The 23,790-nt window shown below is 64.7% G+C and carries 19 protein-coding genes, 2 tRNA genes and 1 pseudogene; 12 read left to right on the forward strand and 10 right to left on the reverse strand.

Annotated elements, in window-relative coordinates; all coding sequences use genetic code 11:
- The 3 genes and pseudogenes from JWQ89_RS02650 to JWQ89_RS02660 form a co-directional block, all read left to right on the forward strand.
- Positions 1-881 (forward strand): annotated as a pseudogene (locus JWQ89_RS02650) (SPFH domain-containing protein); the annotation flags it as partial.
- Positions 882-899: 18 nt separating this feature from the next.
- A complete protein-coding gene (locus JWQ89_RS02655; RefSeq protein WP_299638181.1) occupies positions 900-1,346 on the forward strand; it encodes an NfeD family protein in 447 nt (148 codons plus the stop codon).
- 80 nt (positions 1,347-1,426) lie between these two features.
- A complete protein-coding gene (locus JWQ89_RS02660; RefSeq protein WP_299638182.1) occupies positions 1,427-2,704 on the forward strand; it encodes an outer membrane beta-barrel protein in 1,278 nt (425 codons plus the stop codon).
- Positions 2,705-2,712: 8 nt separating this feature from the next.
- Here JWQ89_RS02660 and galU read toward each other — a convergent pair whose 3' ends face one another.
- On the reverse strand, positions 2,713-3,582 hold the full coding sequence (gene galU, locus JWQ89_RS02665) for a UTP--glucose-1-phosphate uridylyltransferase GalU (RefSeq protein ID WP_299638184.1): 870 nt from the start codon (positions 3,580-3,582) through the stop codon (positions 2,713-2,715).
- A 91-nt stretch (positions 3,583-3,673) separates the two neighbouring features.
- On the opposite strand from galU, the gene galE reads away from it, so the two are divergent.
- The 4 genes from galE to JWQ89_RS02685 all read left to right on the forward strand — a co-directional run bounded on the left by galE (position 3,674) and on the right by JWQ89_RS02685 (position 7,840).
- Complete coding sequence (gene galE / locus JWQ89_RS02670; protein ID WP_299638186.1) at positions 3,674-4,660, forward strand: UDP-glucose 4-epimerase GalE; 987 nt, start codon at positions 3,674-3,676, stop codon at positions 4,658-4,660.
- 74 nt (positions 4,661-4,734) lie between these two features.
- Positions 4,735-6,018: a lytic murein transglycosylase gene (locus JWQ89_RS02675; protein WP_299638188.1), complete on the forward strand. Its 1,284-nt coding sequence runs from the start codon at positions 4,735-4,737 to the stop codon at positions 6,016-6,018.
- 187 nt (positions 6,019-6,205) lie between these two features.
- Complete coding sequence (locus tag JWQ89_RS02680) at positions 6,206-7,444, forward strand: DUF459 domain-containing protein (RefSeq protein WP_299638190.1); 1,239 nt, start codon at positions 6,206-6,208, stop codon at positions 7,442-7,444.
- Between the two features lie 63 nt (positions 7,445-7,507).
- The gene (locus JWQ89_RS02685; RefSeq protein WP_299638191.1) at positions 7,508-7,840 is read left to right on the forward strand and encodes a monooxygenase; all 333 of its coding nucleotides are present in this window, start codon (positions 7,508-7,510) and stop codon (positions 7,838-7,840) included.
- Positions 7,841-7,902: 62 nt separating this feature from the next.
- Here JWQ89_RS02685 and JWQ89_RS02690 read toward each other — a convergent pair whose 3' ends face one another.
- Genes JWQ89_RS02690 through gltB form a run of 3 tightly spaced genes read right to left on the reverse strand, consistent with a single transcriptional unit; the run spans position 7,903 to position 14,549 of the window.
- Complete coding sequence (locus tag JWQ89_RS02690) at positions 7,903-9,321, reverse strand: glutamate synthase subunit beta (RefSeq protein WP_299638193.1); 1,419 nt, start codon at positions 9,319-9,321, stop codon at positions 7,903-7,905.
- Positions 9,322-9,330: 9 nt separating this feature from the next.
- On the reverse strand, positions 9,331-9,879 hold the full coding sequence (locus tag JWQ89_RS02695) for a hypothetical protein (protein ID WP_299638195.1): 549 nt from the start codon (positions 9,877-9,879) through the stop codon (positions 9,331-9,333).
- Positions 9,880-9,905: 26 nt separating this feature from the next.
- Positions 9,906-14,549 (reverse strand): glutamate synthase large subunit, encoded by a 4,644-nt coding sequence (gene gltB, locus JWQ89_RS02700; RefSeq protein WP_299638211.1) that lies wholly within the window; start codon positions 14,547-14,549, stop codon positions 9,906-9,908.
- A gap of 667 nt (positions 14,550-15,216) precedes the next feature.
- Here gltB and JWQ89_RS02705 point away from each other — a divergent pair.
- Positions 15,217-15,729 (forward strand): cupin domain-containing protein, encoded by a 513-nt coding sequence (locus JWQ89_RS02705; RefSeq protein WP_299638197.1) that lies wholly within the window; start codon positions 15,217-15,219, stop codon positions 15,727-15,729.
- Positions 15,730-15,826: 97 nt separating this feature from the next.
- Here the strand turns inward: JWQ89_RS02705 and dps are convergent, their stop codons facing one another.
- Both dps and JWQ89_RS02715 read right to left on the reverse strand, forming a co-directional pair.
- A complete protein-coding gene (dps, locus tag JWQ89_RS02710) occupies positions 15,827-16,300 on the reverse strand; it encodes a DNA starvation/stationary phase protection protein Dps (RefSeq protein ID WP_299638198.1) in 474 nt (157 codons plus the stop codon).
- Between the two features lie 168 nt (positions 16,301-16,468).
- Positions 16,469-16,924, reverse strand: coding sequence for an Hsp20 family protein (locus JWQ89_RS02715; RefSeq protein ID WP_299638200.1), 456 nt, complete (start codon positions 16,922-16,924; stop codon positions 16,469-16,471).
- A gap of 425 nt (positions 16,925-17,349) precedes the next feature.
- Between JWQ89_RS02715 and JWQ89_RS02720 the strand changes: the two genes are divergently transcribed.
- Positions 17,350-18,324 (forward strand): alpha/beta hydrolase, encoded by a 975-nt coding sequence (locus JWQ89_RS02720; protein WP_299638201.1) that lies wholly within the window; start codon positions 17,350-17,352, stop codon positions 18,322-18,324.
- A 188-nt stretch (positions 18,325-18,512) separates the two neighbouring features.
- Here the strand turns inward: JWQ89_RS02720 and hisN are convergent, their stop codons facing one another.
- Both hisN and JWQ89_RS02730 read right to left on the reverse strand, forming a co-directional pair.
- Positions 18,513-19,319, reverse strand: a complete 807-nt coding sequence (hisN, locus tag JWQ89_RS02725) for a histidinol-phosphatase (RefSeq protein WP_299638203.1) — start codon at positions 19,317-19,319, stop codon at positions 18,513-18,515.
- A gap of 349 nt (positions 19,320-19,668) precedes the next feature.
- Positions 19,669-20,565 carry an N-formylglutamate amidohydrolase gene (locus JWQ89_RS02730; protein WP_299638205.1) on the reverse strand — a complete coding sequence of 299 codons (897 nt, stop codon included), beginning with the start codon at positions 20,563-20,565 and terminating at the stop codon, positions 19,669-19,671.
- 191 nt (positions 20,566-20,756) lie between these two features.
- Here JWQ89_RS02730 and cpdR point away from each other — a divergent pair, with 191 nt between their 5' ends.
- The 3 genes from cpdR to JWQ89_RS02745 all read left to right on the forward strand — a co-directional run bounded on the left by cpdR (position 20,757) and on the right by JWQ89_RS02745 (position 21,807).
- Positions 20,757-21,119: a cell cycle two-component system response regulator CpdR gene (cpdR, locus tag JWQ89_RS02735; RefSeq protein WP_299638206.1), complete on the forward strand. Its 363-nt coding sequence runs from the start codon at positions 20,757-20,759 to the stop codon at positions 21,117-21,119.
- A gap of 432 nt (positions 21,120-21,551) precedes the next feature.
- Positions 21,552-21,626 (forward strand) — tRNA-Val (locus JWQ89_RS02740).
- A gap of 106 nt (positions 21,627-21,732) precedes the next feature.
- A tRNA-Val gene (locus JWQ89_RS02745) sits at positions 21,733-21,807 on the forward strand.
- A 244-nt stretch (positions 21,808-22,051) separates the two neighbouring features.
- On the opposite strand, the gene JWQ89_RS02750 is transcribed toward JWQ89_RS02745, so the two are convergent.
- Both JWQ89_RS02750 and JWQ89_RS02755 read right to left on the reverse strand, forming a co-directional pair.
- A complete protein-coding gene (locus tag JWQ89_RS02750; protein WP_299638207.1) occupies positions 22,052-22,858 on the reverse strand; it encodes an FkbM family methyltransferase in 807 nt (268 codons plus the stop codon).
- The coding region (locus JWQ89_RS02755; protein WP_299638209.1) for an O-antigen ligase family protein at positions 22,858-23,790 on the reverse strand (933 nt) is incomplete at its 5' end. The genes JWQ89_RS02755 and JWQ89_RS02750, both read right to left, overlap by 1 nt.

The raw sequence follows: 23,790 nt of genomic DNA on the forward strand, positions 1-23,790 counted from the left end.
AGGGTTAAAATTATACCGTCGAGCGGTTTGGCAAATATACTCGCACGCTGAGCCCGGGATTGAACATCATTACCCCGTTCATCTACGGCGTCGGGCGGAAGATTAACATGATGTAGCAGGTGCTCGATATTCCGCACCAGGAAGTGATCACCCGCGACAATGCGTCGGTGACGGCCAACGGCGTGAACTTCTACCAGATCCTCGATGCGGCGGCCGCGGCCTACGAAGTGGCGCATCTCGAGCACGCCATCCTCAACCTGACGATGACCAATATCCGCTCGGTGATGGGCTCGATGGACCTCGACGAGCTGCTATCCAACCGCGATGGCATCAACCAGCGCCTGCTCAAGGTGGTGGACGCGGCGGTGAGCCCGTGGGGCCTCAAGATCACCCGCATCGAGATCAAGGACATCGATCCGCCCAAGGACCTGGTCGAATCGATGGGCCGGCAGATGAAGGCCGAGCGGGAGAAGCGCGCCCTGATCCTAGAGGCCGAGGGCAAGCGGCAGGCGGCGATCCTTTCGGCCGAGGGCCAGAAGCAGAGCCAGGTGCTGGAAGCCGAGGGCAGGCGCGAGGCGGCGTTCCGCGACGCCGAAGCGCGCGAGCGTTCCGCCGAGGCGGAAGCCAAGGCGACCGAAGTCGTCTCCAACGCCATCGCCGCGGGCAACGTGCAGGCGATCAACTATTTCGTCGCCAACAACTACATCAAGGCGCTCGAAAGCCTCGCCAAGTCGCCCAACCAGAAGATCCTGATGCTGCCGGTCGAGGCGGCGAGCGTCATCGGCGCCCTCGGCGGTATTGCCGAGATCGCCAAGGAGACCTTTGCTGGCGAGCGCCCTGCCACCCGGCCGAATGGCAGCCGGCCACCCTCGACCACCTGACGAACCAAGGAGGCAGACATGCAGGTCCTCGACTTCATCGTCACCCACGGGGGGTGGTCATGGGTGGTAGCCGGCCTGGTCCTCCTCGCGCTCGAACTGGCGGTGCCCGGCGGCGTCCTGGTCTGGCTCGGCGGGGCAGCGCTGGTCACCGGGCTGGCGGCCCTGCGCTACCCGATCTTCTGGCCGCTGCAGTTCGTCATCTTCGGTGTTCTCGCCCTGTGCAGCCTCGGACTGTGGCTCAGGTTCCGCGGCCCGGGCATCGTCTCGGATCGCCCGTTCCTCAACCGGCGCGCCCATCGCTTCATCGGGCAGGAGGCCGTCCTCGACGAACCGATCCGCGACGGTTTCGGCCGCCTGGCGCTGGATGACACCGTCTGGCGGGTGCAGGGCCCCGACCTCGCCGCTGGCGCCAAGGTACGGATAGTCGACGCCGACGGAGCGCTGCTGAAGGTCGAGGCCGCCTAGGAAGCCTGCGGCGGGCAAGGCTTCCTTAACCATAAGCTGCAAGGGTCCGTTGACGATTATCGCCCGAGACGGTGGACCACATGCGGACGAGGACAGCCGGCATTGCCGCCAGCGCGACGGCGCTGGCGCTGCTCGCGCTTCCAGCGGCCGCCGGCGAGTTCTATCCGCACGGCGACGGGTCCGGCACCAACAACCCCGGCCTGACGCTCGATGCAACCACCGCTTGCGAAGATTGCCTGTCCGAGCCGCCCTATGAATGGGGCGATGCGCCGTTCGATCTCGACTGGAGCCTTGGCCTCCGCGGCGGCATCAGGCAGGACGGCAGCGGTGGGGAACGGACATACGAAATCGTGGCGCTGCCCGAGTTCACCCTCCGGCATGAGACCCTCCGCGGCGGCTATGAAATCGGCATGGAAGGCGATGTCAGCTACGACGCGGGTGGCACGTTGCGCATCAACGCCCTCACCGCGAGGGCGGAAGGCGACTACCGGCTCGATCAACTGACCACGCTCGAGGGCCGTGCCAGCCTCGCCGCGTCGCAGGACGATCCGGCAGACCTCGACGCAGTCCCGAGTGTCGTTTCCGAACCGCTGGTGGTGACCGGCACGGGCGAGGCGAGCCTCCTGCGCAATCTAGGCGCACTGGATCTGACGCTGCGCGGCAAGGTTGGCCGGGTGGTGAATGGCGAAACGGTCTACGACGACGACACGACGCTCGACAACAGCTTCGAGAACACCACGCTCTATGGCGGCGGCGCGCGCCTCGGCTACAAGCTGACGCCCGGCCTTACCGCCTTCATCGACGCCGAGGCGGAACGCGAGCTCTACGACCAGCCGTCGCCCAGCCTGCGGGTCAAGCTCGACAACGTCACCTATGCCGGGCGCGGCGGGCTAAATCTCAAATACGGCGAGACGCTGGAGCTCGAGGGCTCGCTCGGCCTGGGCTATCGCGATTTCGGCGATGACACGCTCGCCGACTTCTCAGCCGTGCTCTACGACGCCAGGGCGGTGTTCCGGCCGGACGAAACGCTGGCGCTCAGCGGCACCTTCAGCACCACGATTTCCTCCCCCGGCAACGCCTCGGTGGCAACGGCAAGGCTCGCGTACGAGGCGGTGGGCGAGGTCAGCTACCAGCTGAACCCGTGGCTGCGGCTGCGCGGCGATGCGGCCTGGAGCGAGGCGCACTACCAGGGCATCGACACCGACGAACACAGCTGGGAGATCGGTACCGGCGCCGACTACCTGCTCAACGAGCACACCGACCTTACCGCCGACTACAGCTTTCTCAGGACCGAGAAGACCCCCGCTCCTGCCACCGACGAGCACCAGGTGACCCTCGGGGTCAGGCTTCACCGCTAGGGCAGTGGCTAGATCAGGCCGCGGATTTCGTTGCGGAAGGCCTCGGCGAGGTCGGGACGATCGAGGGCGAAGACGACATTGGCGGTGAGGAAGCCGAGCTTCGATCCACAGTCGAACCCCTTGCCGGCATATTTCACGCCGGTGAAATCCTGCGTCCTGATCAGCATCTGCATGGCATCGGTCAGCTGGATTTCGCCGCCCGCGCCCTTGGTCTGCTCGCCCAGCAGGCTGAAAATCTCCGGCTGGAGGATGTAACGCCCGGAGATGAACAGGTTCGACGGCGCGTCCGCGGGTTTCGGCTTTTCCACCATGCCGGTGATCTTGAAGCCGGAGTCGGGGCCGGCGCCGCGCGCCACGATGCCGTAGCTCGACACGTCCTTGGGATCGACCTCCTCGACGCCGATGATGTTGCCGCCGGTCTGCTCGTAGGTCTCCATCATCTGCTTGAGGACGCCGGGCCTGGCCTGGAACACCATGTCGGGCAATAACAGTGCGAAGGGCTGGTCGCTGACCAGCTCGCGGGCGCACCAGACGGCGTGGCCGAGGCCAAGCGGCTCCTGCTGGCGGGTGAAGCTGGACTGGCCGGCCGATGGCAGGTCCTTCTGCAGCTCGCTGAGCGCGTCGAGCTTGCCGCGGCTCTCGAGGGTGTGCTCGAGCTCGTACTGGCGATCGAAATGGTCCTCGATGACACCCTTGTTGCGCCCGGTGACGAAGACGAAATGCTCGATCCCTGCCTCGCGCGCCTCGTCTACCGCGTACTGGATCAGCGGCCGGTCGACCACCGTCAGCATTTCCTTGGGCATCGCCTTGGTGGCGGGCAAGAACCGGGTGCCAAGTCCGGCAACCGGAAAGACGGCTGTGCGCACGCGATTGGGCAAAGAAGGACTCCTGGAGGAAGGCTATAAGCCGTTTCTTAGCATCTCGCGAATTAGCGTCCATGCGATTAATTTCTGGTTGAGGTTTGAACCCATGACGATCCTGGTCACCGGCGGCGCGGGCTATATCGGCAGTCACATGGTGCTGCGGCTTGCCGATGCGGGGCAGGCGGTCGTCGTTCTCGACAATCTCAGCACCGGGTTCGACTGGGCCATCGACCACCGCGCCAGGTTCGTCGAGGGCAATGCCGGCGACATGGCGCTGGTCGGCAGGCTCATCGCCGAGCACGGCATCACCGAGATCGTCCATTTCGCCGGCTCGATCGTGGTGCCGGAATCGGTGGCCGATCCGCTGAAATACTACGCCAACAATACCGCCACCTCGCGCAACCTGATCGAGGCTGCAGTCAGGGGCGGGGTGAAGCACTTCATCTTCTCTTCGACCGCAGCGGTCTACGGCAATGCCGGCCTCGAGCCAGTGGCTGAGACCTCGCACCTGCTGCCGGAATCGCCCTATGGGCGCTCCAAGCTGATGACCGAGCTGATGCTGGCCGACGTCGCGGCGGCGCATCCCCTGACCTACGGCGTGCTGCGCTATTTCAACGTCGCGGGCGCCGATCCGAAGCAGCGCAGCGGCCAGTCCTCGCCGACCGCGACGCACCTGATCAAGGTCGCCGCGCAGGCAGCGCTCGGGCAGCGGCCGCACATGGGCATCTTCGGCACCGATTTCCCGACCCCGGACGGCACGGGCGTGCGCGACTACATCCATGTCAGCGACCTCGTCGAAGCGCATGCGCTGCTGCTCGAGTACCTGCGCAAGGGCGGCGCCTCGATCACCATGAACTGCGGCTACGGACGCGGGTTTTCGGTGCGTGACGTGGTACGGACCGTGAAGCAGGTGTCCGGCGTCGATTTCAAGGTCGTCGAAGAGCCCCGCCGCGCCGGCGACCCCGCCTCGATCGTCGCCCGCGCCGACAGGGTCCGGCAGGTGCTCGGCTGGCAGCCGGCGCATGAGGACCTCACGAAGATCGTCAGCGCGGCGCTGAACTGGGAACGCTATTTGGCCACGAGGAACCGGTAGCCCTCGGATCCAGCGTTGCCGACCCCCACCCCTGTTCCTTCCCCGCAAGGGGGAGGGAGACGATGGAGCCGAATATGCAGCTGAGGTTGGGACGACTGATCGGGAGGGTCTCCCTCCCCCTTGCGGGGAGGGGACAGGGGTGGGGGTCCACTCGCGCCGTCGTAGCTGCGCTGGCGCTATTTCTCCTCGCCACCCGCGTCCTCGCCGAACCGATTGAATCCTTCCCCTCGTTCATCAAGAACTTCGAGGCCACTGCCGTGGCCGCCGGGGTCAGCCGGGCCACCTATCACGCCGCCACCGACGGGCTGACGCCAGATCCGAACGTGCCGAGCCTCGTCGCATCGCAGCCCGAGTTCACGACGCCGGTGTGGGAGTATCTCGACAAGCGGATCACCGAACGGCGGGTCGAGACGGGAAAAGCGGCCATCGAGCGCAACCGGGCGCTGTTCACCGGTATCGGCAAGCGCACCGGGGTCGATCCCTACATGCTCGGCGCCATCTGGGGCATGGAGACGGACTATGGCTCGGTGCTCGGCAACAAGAGGTATATCCGCCCGATCATCCGTTCGCTGGCGACGCTGGTCCACCAGCGGCGCAGCCGGCTCAGGGAGGACGAGGCCGATTTCATCGCGGCGCTGAAGTTGCTGGAAATGAACCACATGTCCCCGACCGAGCTCGTCGGCTCCTGGGCCGGGGCCATCGGGCACCTGCAGGTCAACCCCTCCAACGTCGTCGCGCATGGTTCGGACGGCGACGGCGACGGCAGGATCGACCTCCACAACTCGCTCGCCGACGCCCTGGCGACCAGCGCGAAGTTCCTGCTCGATCTCGGCTACCAGCCGGGGCTCGACTGGGGGTTCGAGGTCGAGGTGCCGCAGGGCTTCGACTATCTGCTGGCAACGCGCGAACAGCTCCGCCCGGTGGGGTTCTTCGCGGAGCGTGGCGTCACGCGGGTCAAGGGGCGCGACTTCGCCAACCTCTCGACGCCGGTGTTCCTCTATGCGCCGGCGGGGCAGGGCGGGCCAAAATTCCTGATGACGCAGAACTACCTCATCCTCAAGGGCTACAATTTCTCCGACAGCTACGCGCTTTCGGTGGCGCACATGACCGACCGGCTGAAGGGCTCGGGCGGGTTCGTCGCCGAGTGGCCGCGGAACACGAAGTTCCCCGATCTGAGCCAGCGCAAGGCGATCCAGCAGGCGCTCACCAAGCTCGGACTCTACCGGGGCGCAGCCGATGGCCGCATCGGGCCGGTGAGCCAGGCGGCCTATGCCCGCTTCCAGGCGTCCCAGGGCGAAGTGGCCGACGGCTTCATCACGCTCCAAAGCTACGAAGCGCTGGCCGCCGCCGCGCGCTGACGACTCCGGGGTCGGGAACTCTCGGCCATCGCCTCCCTCCCCCTTGAGGGGAGGGACCGAGGGAGGGGGTGGTTCGGCGATCACCGATGGACCCCCACCCCCAGCCCCTCCCCGCAATGGGGAGGGGAGCAGTAGATTTCTCGCGAGCGGTCTTCAATTCACTGCCGTTCGTCGGCTAAATGCATCCATGCAGAAGAAGCCCAACCGGTTCGTGCTGTGGATCATCGGCCTCGTCGTCGCAGCGCTGGTGCTGACCGACATGCTGCCGATGTTCGTGCAGGCGCGCGAAGCCGTCATTGCTGCCCCGCCGGCGATCACGCAGCAGGCCGAGGACGGACGCGTCCTCGTGGCCCAGTTCGATCAGGCGCCGCGTCGCAAGCGGCGCACGCTGATGGATCTGCTGTTCGGCGATGACGAGCCGCAGCAGGAGCAGGCGCCGGTGATCGAAAAGCCGGTGGTGAAAAAGCAGAAGAAGGCCGCCGCCCCGCCGCCGCCGGCCAAGCCCGCCATCGAAAAAGCGGCCGGCGCGACCCGGCTCGCGGTGTTCGGCGACTCGATGGCCACCGATGTCGGCAAGGCGCTCGAGCGCTTTTATTCCGAGGACCCCAATATCGTCGTCCTCACCCAGGGCGTCGGCTCGTCGAGCTTCGTGAGGCCCGATTTCTACGACTGGCCCAAGGCCATCGGCGAGCAGATCGCGGCCAACAGCTTCGATATCGCGGTCATCCTGATCGGCATCAACGACCGCCAGAAGATGCGCCTCAACGGCGAGAGCTATGCCTCGCTGTCGCCGGAATGGACGACCGAATACGCGGCCCGCGTCTCGGGCGTGGTGAAGGCGCTGCGCGCCGCCGGCAAGCCGACGATCTGGATCGGGCTGCCGCCGATGGAGGCGCCGAAATTCGCCAAGGCGATGATCCAGGTCAACGAGATCCAGCGGCTCGCGGCGTTCAGCGGCGGCGCCGAGTTCCTCGATATCTACGAGCGCTTCGCCACCGAGGACGGCGCCTACACCGCGCGCGGCCCCGATCTCAACGGCAACCAGGTGCGCATGCGCAAGGATGACGGCATCCATTTCTCCGCCGCCGGCGCCGACAAGCTTGCCTTCTACCTGAGCCAGAGCCTCAAGAACTACTATCGCGGGGGCGGCACCGTGGGCATCGAAGTTGCCGACCCGCTGCTCGGCACCGACGCGCAGCTGATGATGCGGCCGCCCTACCAGGGGCTGGGCCAGATGAAGCTGCTCGAGGTCGCCGGCGCCGTGATCTCGCTCAGCAATGCCCCCAAGCGCGCCGCCGACCTCGTCACCGCCGACATGGCCGACGCCGCCCCGGTCGGCTTCGACCTTACGCAGATGATCGAAGCCCCGGTGGGCCGCGTCGACGCATTCGGGGTGGGCAAGGTGGAGAACCCCACCGGCAAGTGAGACGCCCCCTTCTGTCCGCCTCGAAGCTGCGTTAGCGTCCAGCGCAAGCAGGAGAGGATGACAATGCATTGCGTGCTCTGGACCTATAAGACGCCGGCTGGACTCACCAAGAAAAAGGCGGACGCGCTGTTTCTGAACGTCGCCGACAAGTATGTCGGCGTGCCGGGCCTCGTCCGGAAATACTTTGGCTACTCCGAGGACGGAACGGCGATCGTCGGTGTCTATCTCTGGCAGAGCAAGGCAGCGGCCGACGCGTTCTACTCGCCTGAATGGTTCGCCGGCGTCACCAGCCGCTGGGGCGCCGCCCCTGACCGCGCCGATTGGCAGATTCCACAGGTGGTCGAGAGCGTCAGCGGCGAGGTGATCACTGAAATGACCAGGGTAGCCGCAGAGTAAGGTTGCGCCGCCAAACGAAAGGGGCGCCGGAGCGCCCCTTGGACTGCGGGTGCGATGGCCGCTTACCGCGGCAGTTCTGTCGTCCCCATCAACCACTGGTCGATCGAGCGGGCGCACTGCCGGCCCTCGCGGATTGCCCATACCACCAGCGACTGGCCCCGGCGCATGTCGCCGCAGGAGAAGAGCTTCTCCTTGGTGGTCTTGTACTGGAAGGTATCGGCCAAGACGTTCCCGCGACGGTCGAGCTCGACGCCCGAGTCCTTCACCATCCCGTCCTGCACCGGGCCCAAAAAGCCCATGGCGAGCAGCACCAGGTCGGCCTTGAGCACGAATTCGGTGCCCGGGATCGGCTGAAACTTCTCGTCGGCGCGGGCGCAGTGCAGTTCCTTGACCTTGCCGTTCTCGCCCTCGAAGCGGACCGTCGCCACGGCGAAGTCGCGCTCGACGCCCTCTTCCTGGCTGGAGGAGGTGCGCATCTTCAGTGGCCAGTTCGGCCAGACCAGCAGCTTGTTCTCCTTTTCGGGAGGTGCGGGCATGATCTCGATCTGGGTCACCGACAGGGCGCCCTGGCGGTTCGAAGTGCCGATGCAGTCGGAGCCCGTGTCGCCGCCACCGATGACGACGACGTGCTTTCCGGTCGCGAGGATCGGGGCAACGTTGTTGAGCGGTTCGTCCGAGACGCGGCGGTTCTGCTGCGGCAGAAACTGCATGGCGAAGTGGATGCCGTCGAGTTCGCGGCCCGGGATCGGCAGGTCACGCGGCTTCTCGGCGCCACCGGCCAGGGCCACGGCGTCGTACTCGGCCTCGAGCTGCTCCATGGTCACGTCGTAGCCGACATGGACACCGGTATGGAGCGTCACGCCCTCGGCCTGCATCTGCTCGGCGCGGCGGTCGATGTGGCGCTTTTCCATCTTGAAGTCGGGGATGCCGTAGCGCATCAGCCCGCCGATCTTGAGGTTCTTCTCATAAAGATGCACGTCATGCCCGGCGCGCGCCAGCTGCTGCGCGCAGGCCATGCCGGCCGGGCCCGAGCCGATCACCGCGACCTTCTTGCCGGTCTTTGCCGGGTTGATCTGCGGCTTGATCCAGCCTTCTTCCCAGCCCTTGTCGACAATGGCGCACTCGATCGACTTGATGTTGACCGGGGTGTCCGGGATGTTCAGCGTGCAGCTCGCCTCGCACGGGGCGGGGCAGATGCGGCCGGTGAACTCCGGGAAGTTGTTGGTGGAATGAAGGTTCTTCAGCGCCTTCAGCCACTCGCCCTTGTAGACGAGGTCGTTCCAATCCGGGATCTGGTTGTTCACCGGACAGCCGTTGTGACAGTACGGGATGCCGCAATCCATGCAGCGCGCCGCCTGGTCGCGCGTGCCCTTGTCGCCCAGCGGAATGACGAACTCGTTGTAGTTTCTCAGCCGCTCCTCGACCGGCAGGTAGTCCCGGTCGACGCGATCGATCTCGAGGAAACCAGTGATCTTGCCCATCTGCGTATCCTAATTGAAGGTCTTCAACACGACGCATTCGCCGCGGATGAAAGTCATCTTGCCCAAGCGCTTGTCCTGGCTGGCCATCTGCTTGTAGCGCGCCACCAGGCTGCCGAGCCGTTTCTCACAGTCGGCCGAACTCATGTGGTCGCGGCGCTCCTGGTAGACCCCGGACACCTCTTTGCCCTTGGGATCAGCAAAGAACAGCTTCACGCCGGCCAGGTCGGGCAGCGGCTGCTGCCTCGGCAGTAGGTCGGTTGGCTTCTTGGCCCACTTGATCTTGCCGCCTTCGGTTACGCACTTGAGGCCGACGAACTTGGCGTCCGCCAGTTCGGGATGGCCTTGCTGCACCGTGAACGCCAGACCCTTCTCCGCCCAGAACAAATCGCGCTCGCAATATTGGGCCACGTCCTTGGCGTAGGTCACCGGAATGTCGGCGAGGATCGTCGTGTTCTTGTCGCTCGCCTTGAACTTGAACTCGACCTTCACCCACGCTTCGGACATGAGCGCGTACGAAGCGGTACCCGAACCGAGGGTGAGGACCGCAGCCATCGCCATGGCTGCGGTTGTCCTAAGGAGCGTTCTCATTCCGCCGCCTGCTGCATCGCGGCGTCGCGCGCCTTCTTCTCCATCGCCTGCAGCGCCTTGCGGTACTCGACCGGCATCACTTTCCTGAACTTGGGAAGGTATTCGTCCCAGTTGCTCAGGATGTGGTTGGCCCGCGACGAGCCCGTGAAGCTCTTGTGGCGCGCGATCAACTGGTACAGCCGCTCGGCGTCGCGGCGGCCGAGATCGTGGAGGATCTCGACGACGCCCATGGTCTCGAGGTCGCCGTGGTGGCCGTATTCGCGGCCGGAGATGGTCTCCTCCTCGACCACCGGTTCGAGCTCCACCATCGACATGTTGCAGCGGCTTTCGAATGTCTCGTCCTCGTCGAGGACATAGGCGACGCCGCCCGACATGCCCGCCGCGAAGTTGCGGCCGGTCTTGCCGAGCACCACCACCACGCCGCCGGTCATGTACTCGCAGCCATGATCGCCCGTGCCCTCGACCACGGCGATGGCGCCGGAATTGCGGACCGCGAAGCGCTCGCCGGCGACGCCGCGGAAATAGCATTCCCCGGTGATGGCGCCGTAGAGCGCCGTGTTGCCGATGATGATCGAGTCCTCGGGCACGAAGCCGCGGGCTTCGGGTGGCCTGACCACGAGGCGCGCGCCGCTCAGGCCCTTGCCGACATAGTCATTTGCCTCGCCGACGAGGTCGATCGAGATGCCGCGCGTCGCCCAGGCGCCGAACGCCTGCCCGGCGGTGCCGGTGAGCGAGATGGCGATGGTGTCCTCGGCAAGCCCCGCATGGCCGTAGCGCTTCGCCACCGCACCGCCGAGCATCGCGCCCGCCGAGCGGTCGACGCTGGCGATGGTCTCGACGATCTTCACGGGCGTGCCGTGATCGAGCGCCGGCCGTGCCTGCTCGATGAGCCGGCGATCGAGCACGTGCTGGATCGGGTGGTTCTGCACCTCGGTATGGGTGATCGACACGCCTTCGGCCGCGAACGGCTTGTGGAAGAGCTTCGAGAAATCGAGCCCCTTGGCCTTCCAGTGGTTCACCGCCTCGGTCTTGTCGAGCATCTGCATCTGCCCGACCATTTCCTCGAACCGGGTGTAGCCGAGTTCGGCCATCAGCTCGCGGACTTCCTCGGCGACGAAGAACAGGTAGTTGATGACGTGCTCGGGCTTGCCGGTGAAGCGCGCGCGCAGCACCGGGTCCTGCGTCGCGACGCCGACCGGGCAGGTGTTCAGATGGCACTTGCGCAACATGATGCAGCCGGCGGCGATCAGCGGCGCCGTCGCCATGCCGAACTCGTCGGCCCCCAGCAGGGCGCCGATCACCACGTCGCGGCCGGTGCGAATGCCGCCGTCGACCTGCACCGCGATACGGCCGCGCAGCTTGTTGCGCACCAGCGTCTGGTGGGTTTCGGAGAGCCCGATTTCCCACGGGCTGCCGGCATGCTTCAGCGACGTAAGCGGCGATGCGCCGGTGCCGCCTTCGTAGCCCGAGATCGTCACGTGGTCGGCGCGCGCCTTGGCGACGCCGGCGGCAACCGTGCCGACCCCGACTTCGGAGACGAGCTTCACCGACACCTGGCCGTCCGGATTGACGTTCTTCAGGTCGAAGATCAGCTGCGCCAGGTCTTCGATCGAATAGATGTCATGGTGCGGCGGCGGCGAGATCAGGCCGACGCCCGGGGTCGAGTGACGCACCTTGGCGATGACGTCGTTGACCTTGTCGCCCGGCAGCTGGCCCCCCTCGCCGGGCTTGGCGCCCTGGGCCATCTTGATCTGCATCATATCGGAGTTGACGAGGTACTCCGCCGTCACGCCGAAGCGGCCCGAGGCCACCTGCTTGATGGCCGAGCGCATCGAGTCGCCGTTCGCCATCGGCGTGAAGCGGTCGACTTCCTCGCCGCCCTCGCCGGTGTTCGACTTGCCGCCGATCCGGTTCATGGCGATCGCGAGCGTGGTGTGCGCCTCGCGCGAAATCGAGCCATAGCTCATCGCGCCGGTCGAGAAGCGCTTGACGATCTCGACCGCCGGCTCGACCTCTGTGAGCGCCACCGGCGCACGGCCATCCTCTTCGGCGGTCCTCAGCCGGAACAGCGAACGGATGGTGACGTACTTGTCCTCGACCTCGTTCACGAGCTTGGAGAATTCGCGATACTTGTCCTGGGCATTGCCGCGGGCGGCATGCTGGAGGTTCGCGACCGTCTCGGAGCGCCAGACATGCGCTTCGCCACGCTGGCGGAAGGCATAGTCGCCGCCGATGTCGAGCACGTCCTCGAGCACCGGCGAATTGCCGAACGCATCCCTGTGCCGCGCCACCGTCTCCTCGGCGATCTCGGCGAGTCCGGCGCCTTCGATGGTGGTGGCGGTGCCGGTGAAGTAGGTGTTTACGAACTCCGAGGTCAGCCCGACGGCGTCGAAGATCTGCGCGCCGCAATAGGACTGGTAGGTCGAGATCCCCATCTTGGCCGTAACCTTGAGGATGCCCTTACCGATGGCCTTGATGTAGCGGTAGATGATCTCGTCCGCGTCGATCTCGACGGGCAGGTCCGGCTTCATCGCGATCAGCGTCTCGAACGCGAGGTATGGGTTGATCGCCTCGGCGCCATAGCCCGCAAGAGCACAGAAATGGTGGATTTCGCGCGCTTCGCCGGTCTCGACCACGAGGCCCACCGAGGTCCGGAGGCCCTTGTTGATCAGATGATGGTGGACGCCTGCCGTCGCCAGCAGCGCGGGAATCGCCACTCGGTCGCGGCTCATGGCACGATCGGACAGGATGATGATGTTGTCGCCCGAATGCACAGCCATCTCGGCATCCGAGAACAGCTGGTCGAGCGCCCGCTGCATCCCCTCGGCGCCTTCCGACACCGGATAGGTGATGTCCAGCGTCTTGGAACGGAACGGATTGTCCTCCATGCCGCCGATGGCGCGGATCTTTTCGAGATCCTCGTTGGTGAGGATGGGCTGGCGCACTTCCAGGCGCTGGCGCTTGCCCCCGCCCTTCAGGTCCAGCACGTTCGGCCGCGGCCCGATGAACGAGACGAGGCTCATCACCAGTTCCTCGCGGATCGAGTCGATCGGCGGGTTGGTGACCTGGGCGAAGTTCTGCTTGAAATAGGTGTAGAGGAGCTTCGACTTGTTGCTGAGTGCCGAGATCGGCGTATCGGTGCCCATCGAGCCCACGGCCTCCTGGCCCGTCGTCGCCATCGGCGTCAGCAGCAGCTTCAGGTCTTCCTGGGTGTAGCCGAAGGCCTGCTGCCGATCGAGCAGCGGCACGTCCGAGATCTTGGGCTCGAAATGCACCGAGGGCAGGTCCTCGAGGACGATCTGCGTGCGCCCCAGCCATGTCTTGTAGGGATGCGCCTGTGCCAGTTCCGCCTTGATCTCCTCGTCGGAGACGATGCGGCCCTGCTTTAAATCGATGAGCAGCATCTTGCCCGGCTGCAGGCGCCACTTGCGCTTGATCTTTTCCGCCGGGATCGGCAGCACGCCGGCTTCCGAGGCCATGATGACCTCGTCATCGTCGGTGACGAAATAGCGGGCCGGACGCAGCCCATTGCGGTCGAGCGTCGCGCCGATATGAATGCCGTCCGAAAAGCACATGGCCGCCGGGCCGTCCCACGGCTCCATCAGCGCCGCGTGATACTCGTAGAAAGCCTTCCGGTCCTCATCCATCAGCGGGTTGCCGGCCCAGGCTTCGGGGATCAGCATCATGGCCGCGTGCGGCAGCGAGTAGCCGCCGCGGATCAGGAATTCGAGCGCGTTGTCGAAGCAGGCGGTATCCGACTGGCCGGGATAGGAGATCGGCCAGAGCTTCTGGATGTCCCCGCCGAACAATGGCGACGACACCGAAGCCTGCCGCGCCGCCATCCAGTTGACGTTGCCGCGCACGGTGTTGATTTCGCCGTTGTGGCAGACGAACCGATAGGGGTGCGCCAGCCGCCAGCTCGGGAAGGTGTTGGTCGAGAACCTCTGGTGGACGAGCGCCAGCGCCGATTCGAAATCGGGGTCGTGCAGGTCCTGGTAGTAGGCGGCGAGCTGGGCGGCGAGGAACATGCCCTTGTAGACCAGCGTCCGGCAGCTCATCGACACGATGTAGAAGTCGTTGGGCTTGCCCGCGAAGGCCGAATAAATCTTGGCCGACATCACCTTGCGGATAATGTAGAGCTTGCGCTCGAACTCTTCCTCGTCGGCAATGCCATCACTGCGCCCGATGATCACCTGCCGGTGGCAGGGCTCGGTCGCCACGATCTCGGGGTCCTTCGACAGCGAGGAATTGTCGGACGGCACGTCGCGCCAGCCGATGACTTCCTGGCCCTCGTCCTCGATGACCTTGTTGACGACGCGCTCCATCTTGGCGCGCAATTCGGCGTCCTGCGGCATGAAGATGAAGCCGACGGCATAGCGCCCGGCCTCGGGCAGCCGGAAGCCCAGCCGCGCGCTCTCCTTCAGGAAGAACTTGTGCGGGATCTGCACCATGATGCCGGCGCCGTCGCCCATCAGCGGATCGGCGCCCACGGCGCCGCGATGCTCGAGGTTCTCGAGGATGCGCAGGCCGTTCTGGACGATCCTCTGGCTCGGGGTGTTCTTGAGGTTGACGATGAAGCCGACGCCGCAGGCATCGTGCTCGCGCATCGGATCATAGAGGCCGCCCGCCTCCGGGCGCATCACACCAACCGGCAGATCGTCCCGATACGAGTTTTTGCGGGTCGTGGCATCCGTGACGGGGAGTGACATCTTTCCGTTCCGTGCATCAGCCATTTCGCAGTTCCTCGTGTTGGCAGTCGTGGTTGTTCCGGGCCTCTGGTCCCGGGGTCGTTCCTTTCGACGCGTCTTCAGCCCCCAGCCGTACCTCAGTGTACGGCCCGAAACCGACGGCGCAATCATTTAGTGGGGAGCGGCTCTGCATCCAAATGGCCGCTCGTACGGGCTCGATAAGGCCCCGCCCCTCCGTTTCCGCTCTCGTCAAGCGGGCCAGCCGGATCGACGTGTGAAACGCATCCGGGGAGACCGGCCGCTCACGAAATTGGACAGACGTGCTGTCCTATCCCGCATACATTTGCATAATTCCAAATTGCGAGCAAGCGCCGGCGGCCACTTTTTTGCCGCGATATGACAGGGCGTCGTAGGAAACCGCATGGAGAGAATAGGAAAACAATAGGAGTTTGAACCTGCGCCTGGCCTGAAAAAGGTGGGGAGGGCTGTCTCCGCCCGTCGGAGGGTAATAGGAAATCGGCCGCAGTGCGCTCGTAGATGCCAGCCTGTCGTGACTCTTCCATCGACATCCAGCCAGTCAGATGTGCATGTTTCGCCTTGCGAAATCCCCGGAGGCAGCATGTCCGCATCACCGCGCCCATCCTTCATCGCCAATATCCGCGACGGCCTCAGCCCTCTAGACGATGGCGGCTTTCCGGACATGGTCGGCATGGGCAGCCCGATCGGGCGGGCGCAGGGGCTGACCCGCATCGGCATCCACTACGAGATTACCCCACCCGGCGGCCGCTCGAGCTTTCCGCATGCCGAGAGCCTCGAGGAGGAGTTCGTGCTGGTGCTGAAGGGCAAGCCGGATGTCTGGATCGACGGCACTCTCTACGAACTCGTCGAAGGCGACTCGGTGGCGTTTCCCGCCGGCACCGGCATCGCCCATTCCTTCCTCAACAACAGCACCGAGGACATGCACCTGCTTATCGTCGGCGAGCACGACAGGCCCGGCAACCGGTTGCACTACCCGCTCAACCCCGAGCGCATGGCTGAGTTCGCCAAGTCCAATCGCGCTTGGCTCGACGCGCCGAAGCGATCGCTTGGCCCGCATGACGGGAAGGCAAGGGCGGGGACGCGGCTGAACTAACCATGCCCCGGACTGCAGCGCCAATGGTGCGCCGCCTCCTGCCCATGCCTTTGAGGGACCGCCGTCGCTCTACGGCCCCTAAACCTCTTCGTTTGCGCTACTCCAAGTGGCTCCGCAGGAACCACAAATCCTTGTCCAGCGCCCGCGAGAACGCGGTGAAAATATCTGCCGTATCGGCATCTCCTGCATCGTCCGCCGTGTCGATCCCCTCGCGGGCCGATCTGCTCAACGCGGCGTAGCGATCGACCAGCGCGCCGACATGGTCCGAGACCTTGCGGATATCGGTGGGGTAGGGCGCAAGCTTGCTCGTCTTGCTCACCGTCTGCAGCGTTCCCAGCGCAATGCCGTCGAGCTGGGCGACCCGCTCGGCGATGATGTCGACATGCTCGTCGACGTCGTCGCGCAGCTCATCGAGCAGCTCGTGCACGGCGATGAAGGTCGGGCCCCTGAGGTTCCAGTGCGCCTGCTTGGTGATCAGCGCCAGGTCGATGGCATCGGCAAGGCGCGCGTTCAGGAGGTCGATCATCGCCGACTTGGTGTTGGATGCGAGGCCGATTTCTGGGGATTGCATGGGGAGGCTCCAGTGCTTCTTGGACTCTGTGGAACGGTGACACGGAGCCGCTGGTTCCCCCATGACCAACGTCAAACAAAAAGGGCGCAGCCGTCGCGGACCGCGCCCTCTTTTCCGTTCACCCGGTCCGGCAGAGCGCCTGGCGAACCAGGTCGTTCATGACCGGAATTAGTTGACCGTCTTGTCCTCGAGGGTCTTGGCAGTCCCCCCGATCGGAATCTGGCGGGCCTTCTTGCTCTCGGGAATCTCGCGCTTCAGCTCGATGTGCAGCAGGCCGTTCTCGAGGTTGGCGCCGGCGACTTCGACATAGTCGGCAAGCTGGAAGCGCAGCTCGAAGGCGCGCTCGGCAATGCCGCGATGCAGGAACTCACGGCCCTTGTCCTCGGTCTCGGCGGGCTTGGCGCCCTTTACGACGAGGTTGTTCTCCTTGCTCTCGATGGCAATGTCGCCATCGGCAAAGCCGGCAACGGCGATCGAGATGCGGTAGGCATTCTCGCCGGTCTTTTCGATATTATACGGAGGGTAGGACTTCGCCTCCTGGCCCACCAGGGCGTCGAGACGGTTGAAGACCCGGTCGAAACCGATGGTCGAGCGATAGAAGGGGGAAAAATCGTAGGCAGCCATTTTCACATTCTCCTCTTGAGCAACGTGGATTTCGGGTGTCCCATATGCGCTCCCCTACAGGGCAAACACACATTCCCGGGTGTCCCGGTCCCCGGGAAATCCCGGCGGACAGCCTTGATTTAGGAAGCCTTTTCGACCGTTCAAGCCCCCCGTTCATATCGATGAACCGAAGATGAATACCGCGATCAAAGCCGGTTCAGACAGACGCGCCTATAAGCGGGACTGTGCTTACTGTCTGCTGCAGGGCACATCGAATGCGCCGCCTTCACCCGCCCCCCGCAAGGCGGCCATCACAGGAAAGCCAGTGCTTCCAACGAGGCGCTGGCTTTTCTGTTTCCACGACGCGGCCTGGCGCGGTTTACGGCGGCGTTTCCGCCCGTCCGGGAATCCAGTAAGACGGCGGGATTGCAACCGCAGGACGAGAGATGAACGCCATCGTCGATGCCAATGGTCCCTCGCTCGCCGTGGTGCCGTCCAATCCGGTGCCGGAGGGCGCGCGGGTGGGCTTCTTCACCACCTCGGACAAGGTGCAACTGCGCTACGCCACCTTCCCCAAGGGCGCGGGCGCGGCCAAAGGCACCATCTGCCTCGTCCAGGGGCGCACCGAGTTCATCGAGAAGTATTTCGAAACCATCGCCGATTTCCGGTCGCGCGGCTTTGCCGTCGCCACCTTCGACTGGCGCGGGCAGGGCGGCAGCCAGCGGCTGATCGGCAACAAGCGGCTCGGCCATGTCCGGCGCTTCGACGACTACTGGGAGGACCTCAAATCCTTCCACGGCTCGATCCTCCTCCCCGATTGCCCGGCACCCTACTATCTCGTCGGGCACTCGATGGGCGGGCTCGCCTCGCTCTATGCCGGCATCCGCGACCGCATGATGTTCGAGCGCATCTTCCTCTCCGCCCCGATGATCGCGCTCGACGGCCAGCCGTTCGGCATGGCCGGGATGGCGCGGCTCACCGGTACCCTCGCCGCGCTCGGTCTCGGCCGGCTGCCGATCGGCAGGCGCGGCGACAAGGCGCTGTCGCAGCTGAGCTTTGCCGGCAATCCGCTGACCTCCGACCTCATGCGCTTCACCCGCGGCGTCGACGTGGTGAAGGCGCGTCCCGATCTCGAGATCGGCTCGCCAACCATCGGCTGGGCCGCCGCGGCGTTCGGCGCCATGGCCGGGGCCGCGACCGACCAGTTCCCCGGCGCCGTCCGTATCCCGGTGCTGATGCTGGCTGCGGCACGCGACGAAATCGTCTCGAGCGCCGCCACCGAATCGCTGGGCCTCAGGATGCGCACCGGCCGCCACATCATGATCCCCGGCGCCCGGCACGAACTGTTTCTCGAAAACGACTCGATCCGCGGCCAGGTGCTCGCCGCGTTCGACGCGTTCATCACCCAGCAGAGCACTTAGACATCAGCGATCGCCTTCTCCCCTTGTGGGAGAAGGTGCCCGAAGGGGCGGATGAGGGGTGCTCTCCGCGAGCACATCGCCCTTCGCTTCGCTCAGGTCGCGCTACACTTCGTTGCGCGGACCCCTCATCCGGCGCTTCGCGCCACCTTCTCCCACAAGGGGAGAAGGCAAGTGCGGAGAGCCCGAGTTCACCCCCGCAGCACCGCCATCGCCGCCGCATGCAGTTCCGGCGTCGCCGCCGCCACGCAGTTGCCGCCCTGTTCGGCCCTGCCGCCGTCCCAGGTCGTCACCACCCCGCCGGCATTCTCGATCAGCGGGATCAGCGGGCAGATATCTACATCCTTGAGCCCCGCCTCGACCACGAGGTCGATATGGCCGGCGGCCATCAGCGCATAGCCGTAGCAGTCGAGCCCGTAGCGGGTGGTGAGCACGGCGCGGCGGAGGCGGGTCCACGGCTCGACGAGGCCGGTGCGCTCGAACAGGTCGGGCGAGGTGGTGGTGAGCTTGGCCTTACTCAGCTCGATCACCTTCGAGGTCTTGAGGGGCTCCTTGTCGAACCCCCGGTAGTAGGTCGCCTCGCCAGGGAGGCTCAGGTAGATCTCGCCGGTGAACGGCTGCCCCATCAGCCCGGCCACGGCCCGGCCGTTGACGGTCAGCCCGATCAGGGTGCCCCACACCGGCACGCCGGTGATGAAGGCGCGGGTGCCGTCGATCGGGTCGATGATCCAGGCGAACGGCCCGGAACCGGCCTTGTCGTCCCACTCCTCGCCGATGATGGCGTGGTCGGGGAAGCGCTTGCCGATCAGCTCGCGAATCGCCCGCTCGGCCTCGCGGTCCGCTTCGGTCACCGGATCGAAACCTCCGGCCTCCTTGTTGTCGACGGCGAGCCCGGAGCGGAAGCGGGGCAGGGTGTGGCTGGCGGCGATCTCGGCGGCATCGAGCAGGGTGGTGCGCACGAGGTCGGCGGCGAGGCCGCCAAGAGGTGTATCGTTCATGTCAGCCTTCCGGGCCCGATTTTGTGAGATGTACCAATGATCTAGCCGCGGGGATCAGGCCTATTCCACGAATACTGTGTGACGGCGATGATTCATTTTTGCAACAACGCCCGCCGTTTTTCTGTTGAAGACTTCGAAGCGGCTTGTGGTGAGGGGCAAATCAGTTCACGCCAGTAGTTGCATGATGGATGGGCGGCTTCGGCGCCTCTTGCCTCCACTTAGGCAACGTACCTCGGCCGCCAATCGTTTCCTCCCTTGACTGGGCCGCTCCGGCGGCCCGTTTTTTCGTGGGATGTGCTTCCGCGACTACCAAGAACATCGCAGATTGGCGCGAGTTCAGCGCTGCCCCTCACTCCGCCGCATACTTCTCGGTCGCCGGTACCGGCGGCGCAAGCACGGAAACATCGAGCCCGATCAGCGTCGTCAGCAGCCGGTCGATGAGTTGCCGCATGGCGGCGAAACCGTCGTTCTTCTCCAGCGTCACCTCGTTCATGTAGAGATGCCGGCTGACCTCGATCTGCAGCGCGTGCACCCCATGCTGCGGGCGGCCGTAGCTGCGCGTGCAGAAGCCGCCGGCATAGGGCCGGTTGCGGGCCACGCGCAGTCCGGCCCCGGCGAACATCATCTCGGCGAGGTCGGCGAGGATCGGGGCGCAGGTGGTGCCGTAGCGGTCGCCCAACACCACGTCCGGCCCGAGCCGGTCGCCCGTGCGGGAGAGCCGCGGCATCGAGTGGCAATCGATCAGCACCGCCACCCCGAAAGCGCCGAACGCCTCGCTGAGGAGCCGCTGCATGGTGGCGTGGTAGGGCTGGTAGATACCCTCGATACGCATGCGCGCATCGTCGAGCGTCAGGCGCTCCCTATATATGGGCTTGTTCTCGGCGACCACGCGGGCGAGCGTCCCGAGCCCGGCGGCGACGCGGGGGCTCGTGGTATTGAAGCGCTCCGACAGCGGCTCGACGAACATCGTCGGGTCGAGCTCCCAGGGCTCGCGGTTGACGTCGAGATAGGCGCGCGGGAAATGCGCCCGGATCAGCGGCGCACCCAGATGCGGGGCACGGCCGAACAGCTCATCGACGAAGGCATCCTCGGACTGGCGAATCGACAGATGGTCGAGCCGGGTCATGGCGAGGAAGCGCTCGGGATAGTCGCGGCCGGAATGAGCGGAATTGAACACCAGCGGCGCCATCATCCGGCGGGGCCGGATGGTTTCGAATGCTGGCCTGTCCCAATAGTCGGACTGCACCGGGTCTCCTTCAGCGCCGAAGCGCTGTCTCCTTCAGCCAATCTGCCGCGCTCGGCGGGGATTGTCCATAAGGCCGGAAGGGGCATGTTCACACTTGTTGGGTATGGGTTCTCGATCGAGAAAACTTGCTTTAAACATCACGCACTAGAGTCCCTTGGCAGAAGCCGACCAGCGGGGACGCCCAAGAGGACATGATGAAGCGCATCCTGCTCGCCGAAGACGATAACGACATGCGCCAGTTCCTCACCCGCGCCCTGAAAAGCGCCGGCTACGAGGTGGTTTCCTTCGACAATGGCCGATCCGCCTACGAGCGGCTGCGCGAGGAGCCGTTCTCGCTGCTGCTCAGCGATATCGTGATGCCCGAGATGGACGGGATCGAACTGGCCCGCCGCGCCACCGAACTCGATCCGGACCTGAAGGTGATGTTCATCACCGGTTTCGCCGCCGTGGCGCTCAACCCCGACTCCGAAGCCCCCAAGGACGCCTCGGTGCTGAGCAAGCCGTTCCACTTGAAGGACCTCGTCCACGAGGTCGAGCGGCTGCTGGCGGCCTGACCGGCACGTTACAGTCGTCGCCCCCAACTCGATTTCATTCCCGCGAAAGCGGGAACCATTTCTCCACCCGAACGGGCGGACAACTGTGTCCCCGCCTTCGGGAGATGACATCCAGAACGCGGACACCGCAGTCGGCTTGCCTTCTCCCCTTGTGGGAGAAGGTGGCGCGAAGCGCCGGATGAGGGGTCCGCAACACGAGAGTGTTGCGCGATCGGAGCGAAGCGACGATCGACTGGAGTGCGCTGATAGAGGGCCAGCATCGCCTGGCGATGCGCGCTTCGAGCCCTTGCAAGAAGCGACCTCCATCCGGCAAAGCCGCCGCCTCCAACCCCACTTCCCCCACCCCGGAATTGACCCTTGACCCGTAAACGGGTTTTATGGTCTATCGCGCTCGCAACGACGGGCGCTGCCCGGTGTTGATGGCGAAGTGATGGGTGTATAGCTCAGCGGGAGAGCACTACCTTGACATGGTAGGGGTCACAGGTTCAATCCCTGTTACACCCACCATCCTTTGCCCCAAGGACCCTCAAGTCCTTGAATTGCCGAGCAAAGTTCGGCGCAAAGAATTGACCGCGGTGCCGCAAGAGCGGTCCCGGCCGCGGTTCGAACGGATGGGTGTGTAGCTCAGCGGGAGAGCATCGCCTTCACACGGCGGGGGTCACAGGTTCAATCCCTGTCACACCCACCATCCTTTCCGGGGTCTTGCAGTGCCGCAGGGCGGTGCGCGTCCGTGCAGATGGTCCGGGAGCCTCAATTCGCCGAGGGCCAGCAATACTGCCGGTGTCCGGCCGGTAGGGCCATGACGATGCCCTATGGGACAAATATAGCGCGCAAGACCATCGCCATCTCTCCAGCAATCAGTCTGTCGCGACGCTTTCGTTGGCTGAGATGCAGGCTTGGCAGGTGCAAGCGCGACATGGCATCACAGGCACTTAGAGCAAGGCGGGCTTCGCTCGAGCCATGTTGCGAATGATACGCAGCTCGCCCGCATCGAAACGCTCACCGGCAAAGTCCTTGGTCGACTCCTCGAAAGCCTCAGTCGCCTGCCCAAAGACGGTCCCGTCGTGCAGCTCGATGGCTATGTTGTCCACATGCGCCAGCCAATCGAGTGCCCCGTGCCGCCTGTCACCAAAGATAACAACTTCGGCCCCCTCGATATCGACCTTGAGGAGCGCTATCCGGTCGGCTCTCGCCAATTTCACTATTGTCGGAATGTCGATCGCGTCGAACCCGTCCGGATCATCCGTATCGACTTCCATAACCTGTTGCGACCATTCGCGACCATCGCCAAAGCCCCGCTCGCGCAGGCCAAGTCTTGCCGGATGGGACCACACACCCGACCGCACAGCGACAACCCGATCGCCGAACCGGCGCGTATTTTCTACGAGGCATGAGAAGTTGCCGGGCTCCGGCTCGATCGCTACGACATGGCAGGAGGGAAAACGGTCTAGAAGGTAGACGGCAGCGAAGCCAACGTTGGCGCCGCAATCAACAATCAAGCCTTTCAGCTCGCCCTCAACGGCGTGCTCATAGGCACCGGTGAAGACCTGAAAAAAGACGTTGATGTCACTGGTCCGGCTGCGAATGGAAACCGGGATGGCCGAGCCCGGCGGGCGTATCCTGTACGTTTTTGGCGCAAAACCGGCGAGGTCGATGAGGTACATCGCCACCAGTTTTGTCGTAGTCGCCCAACCCAGTCGTCTAAGTGCTCGAAAGAAGTGGCGGAAGAGTTTTGCCATCATTGTGTCCCCGGACCGATGTTGGGTGTGAACCCGCCGCCAGGTGCGTCTTGCCTGGAGGCGTTGGATGAGTCCGCCGGCCTGCCGCCGATCTCGGGACGCTCTCGCCGCCCCAACAGGCTAGCACGACCGGGGCCGGCTTGCAGCAGGCTGATGACCAGCACCAGCTGCGGCAGCTGATACTGGTTCTCGAACACGGCATTGAAGGAGAGACCTATCGCAACAATGATGCACAGCAGTGGGGTGACATCGTGCCACGCCGCGCTCGACCCCAGTCTGAAAGTCCCTAGCCCGAACAGCAACGCGGCTGGGATACCAAGCCGCAGCGCAACATCGAACAGCGAGTGATGATTGGGGACTACGCGCAGCGCATCGAAATCGCTCAGCAGTGGATGGGGTTGCAGATAGTGGAAATTCGCCGGCCTGTAGGGGCCCCCAAAACCGACCCCGAACACCGGTGATTGTTGGAGAAGGCTTGTGGCGCCACGGATAAATTCCGCCCGTATGCCGGTATTGTGGTCCAGCTTGTACAGCCACAGGACAGTCTGGCTGTTGATCAGCAGGTAATAGCCTATTGGCAGCAGCAAAGTGACGGCCACCGCGATCGCCGTCGTGCGCCGCGATATGGGAAACCAATACGCGGCCAAGATCACAGCCAGTATCAGGACAACGCTGGCCCGATCGGAACTGAGAATCATCACTCCGGATATGGCCAACATCGCAAGAAAGTGGCCAATCGGCGCCTGCCTTCGGCCTCTGATGAACAGACCGAGCAGCAGTATGAGCATGGTGATGTTGACGTCCCGCTCGCTTCCCCCTGCCAACGCTCGATCATAGTACCAGAAGTAGGCTGCCGATAGGATGGCAGTGAGCGTGAGGAACCTCTTCGAGGTAATAATCCCGACCCAGTCGCAGCCCTGCACGATCTTTGC

The organism is Devosia sp. (assembly GCF_028290645.1).
GTDB lineage: Bacteria > Pseudomonadota > Alphaproteobacteria > Rhizobiales > Devosiaceae > Devosia_A.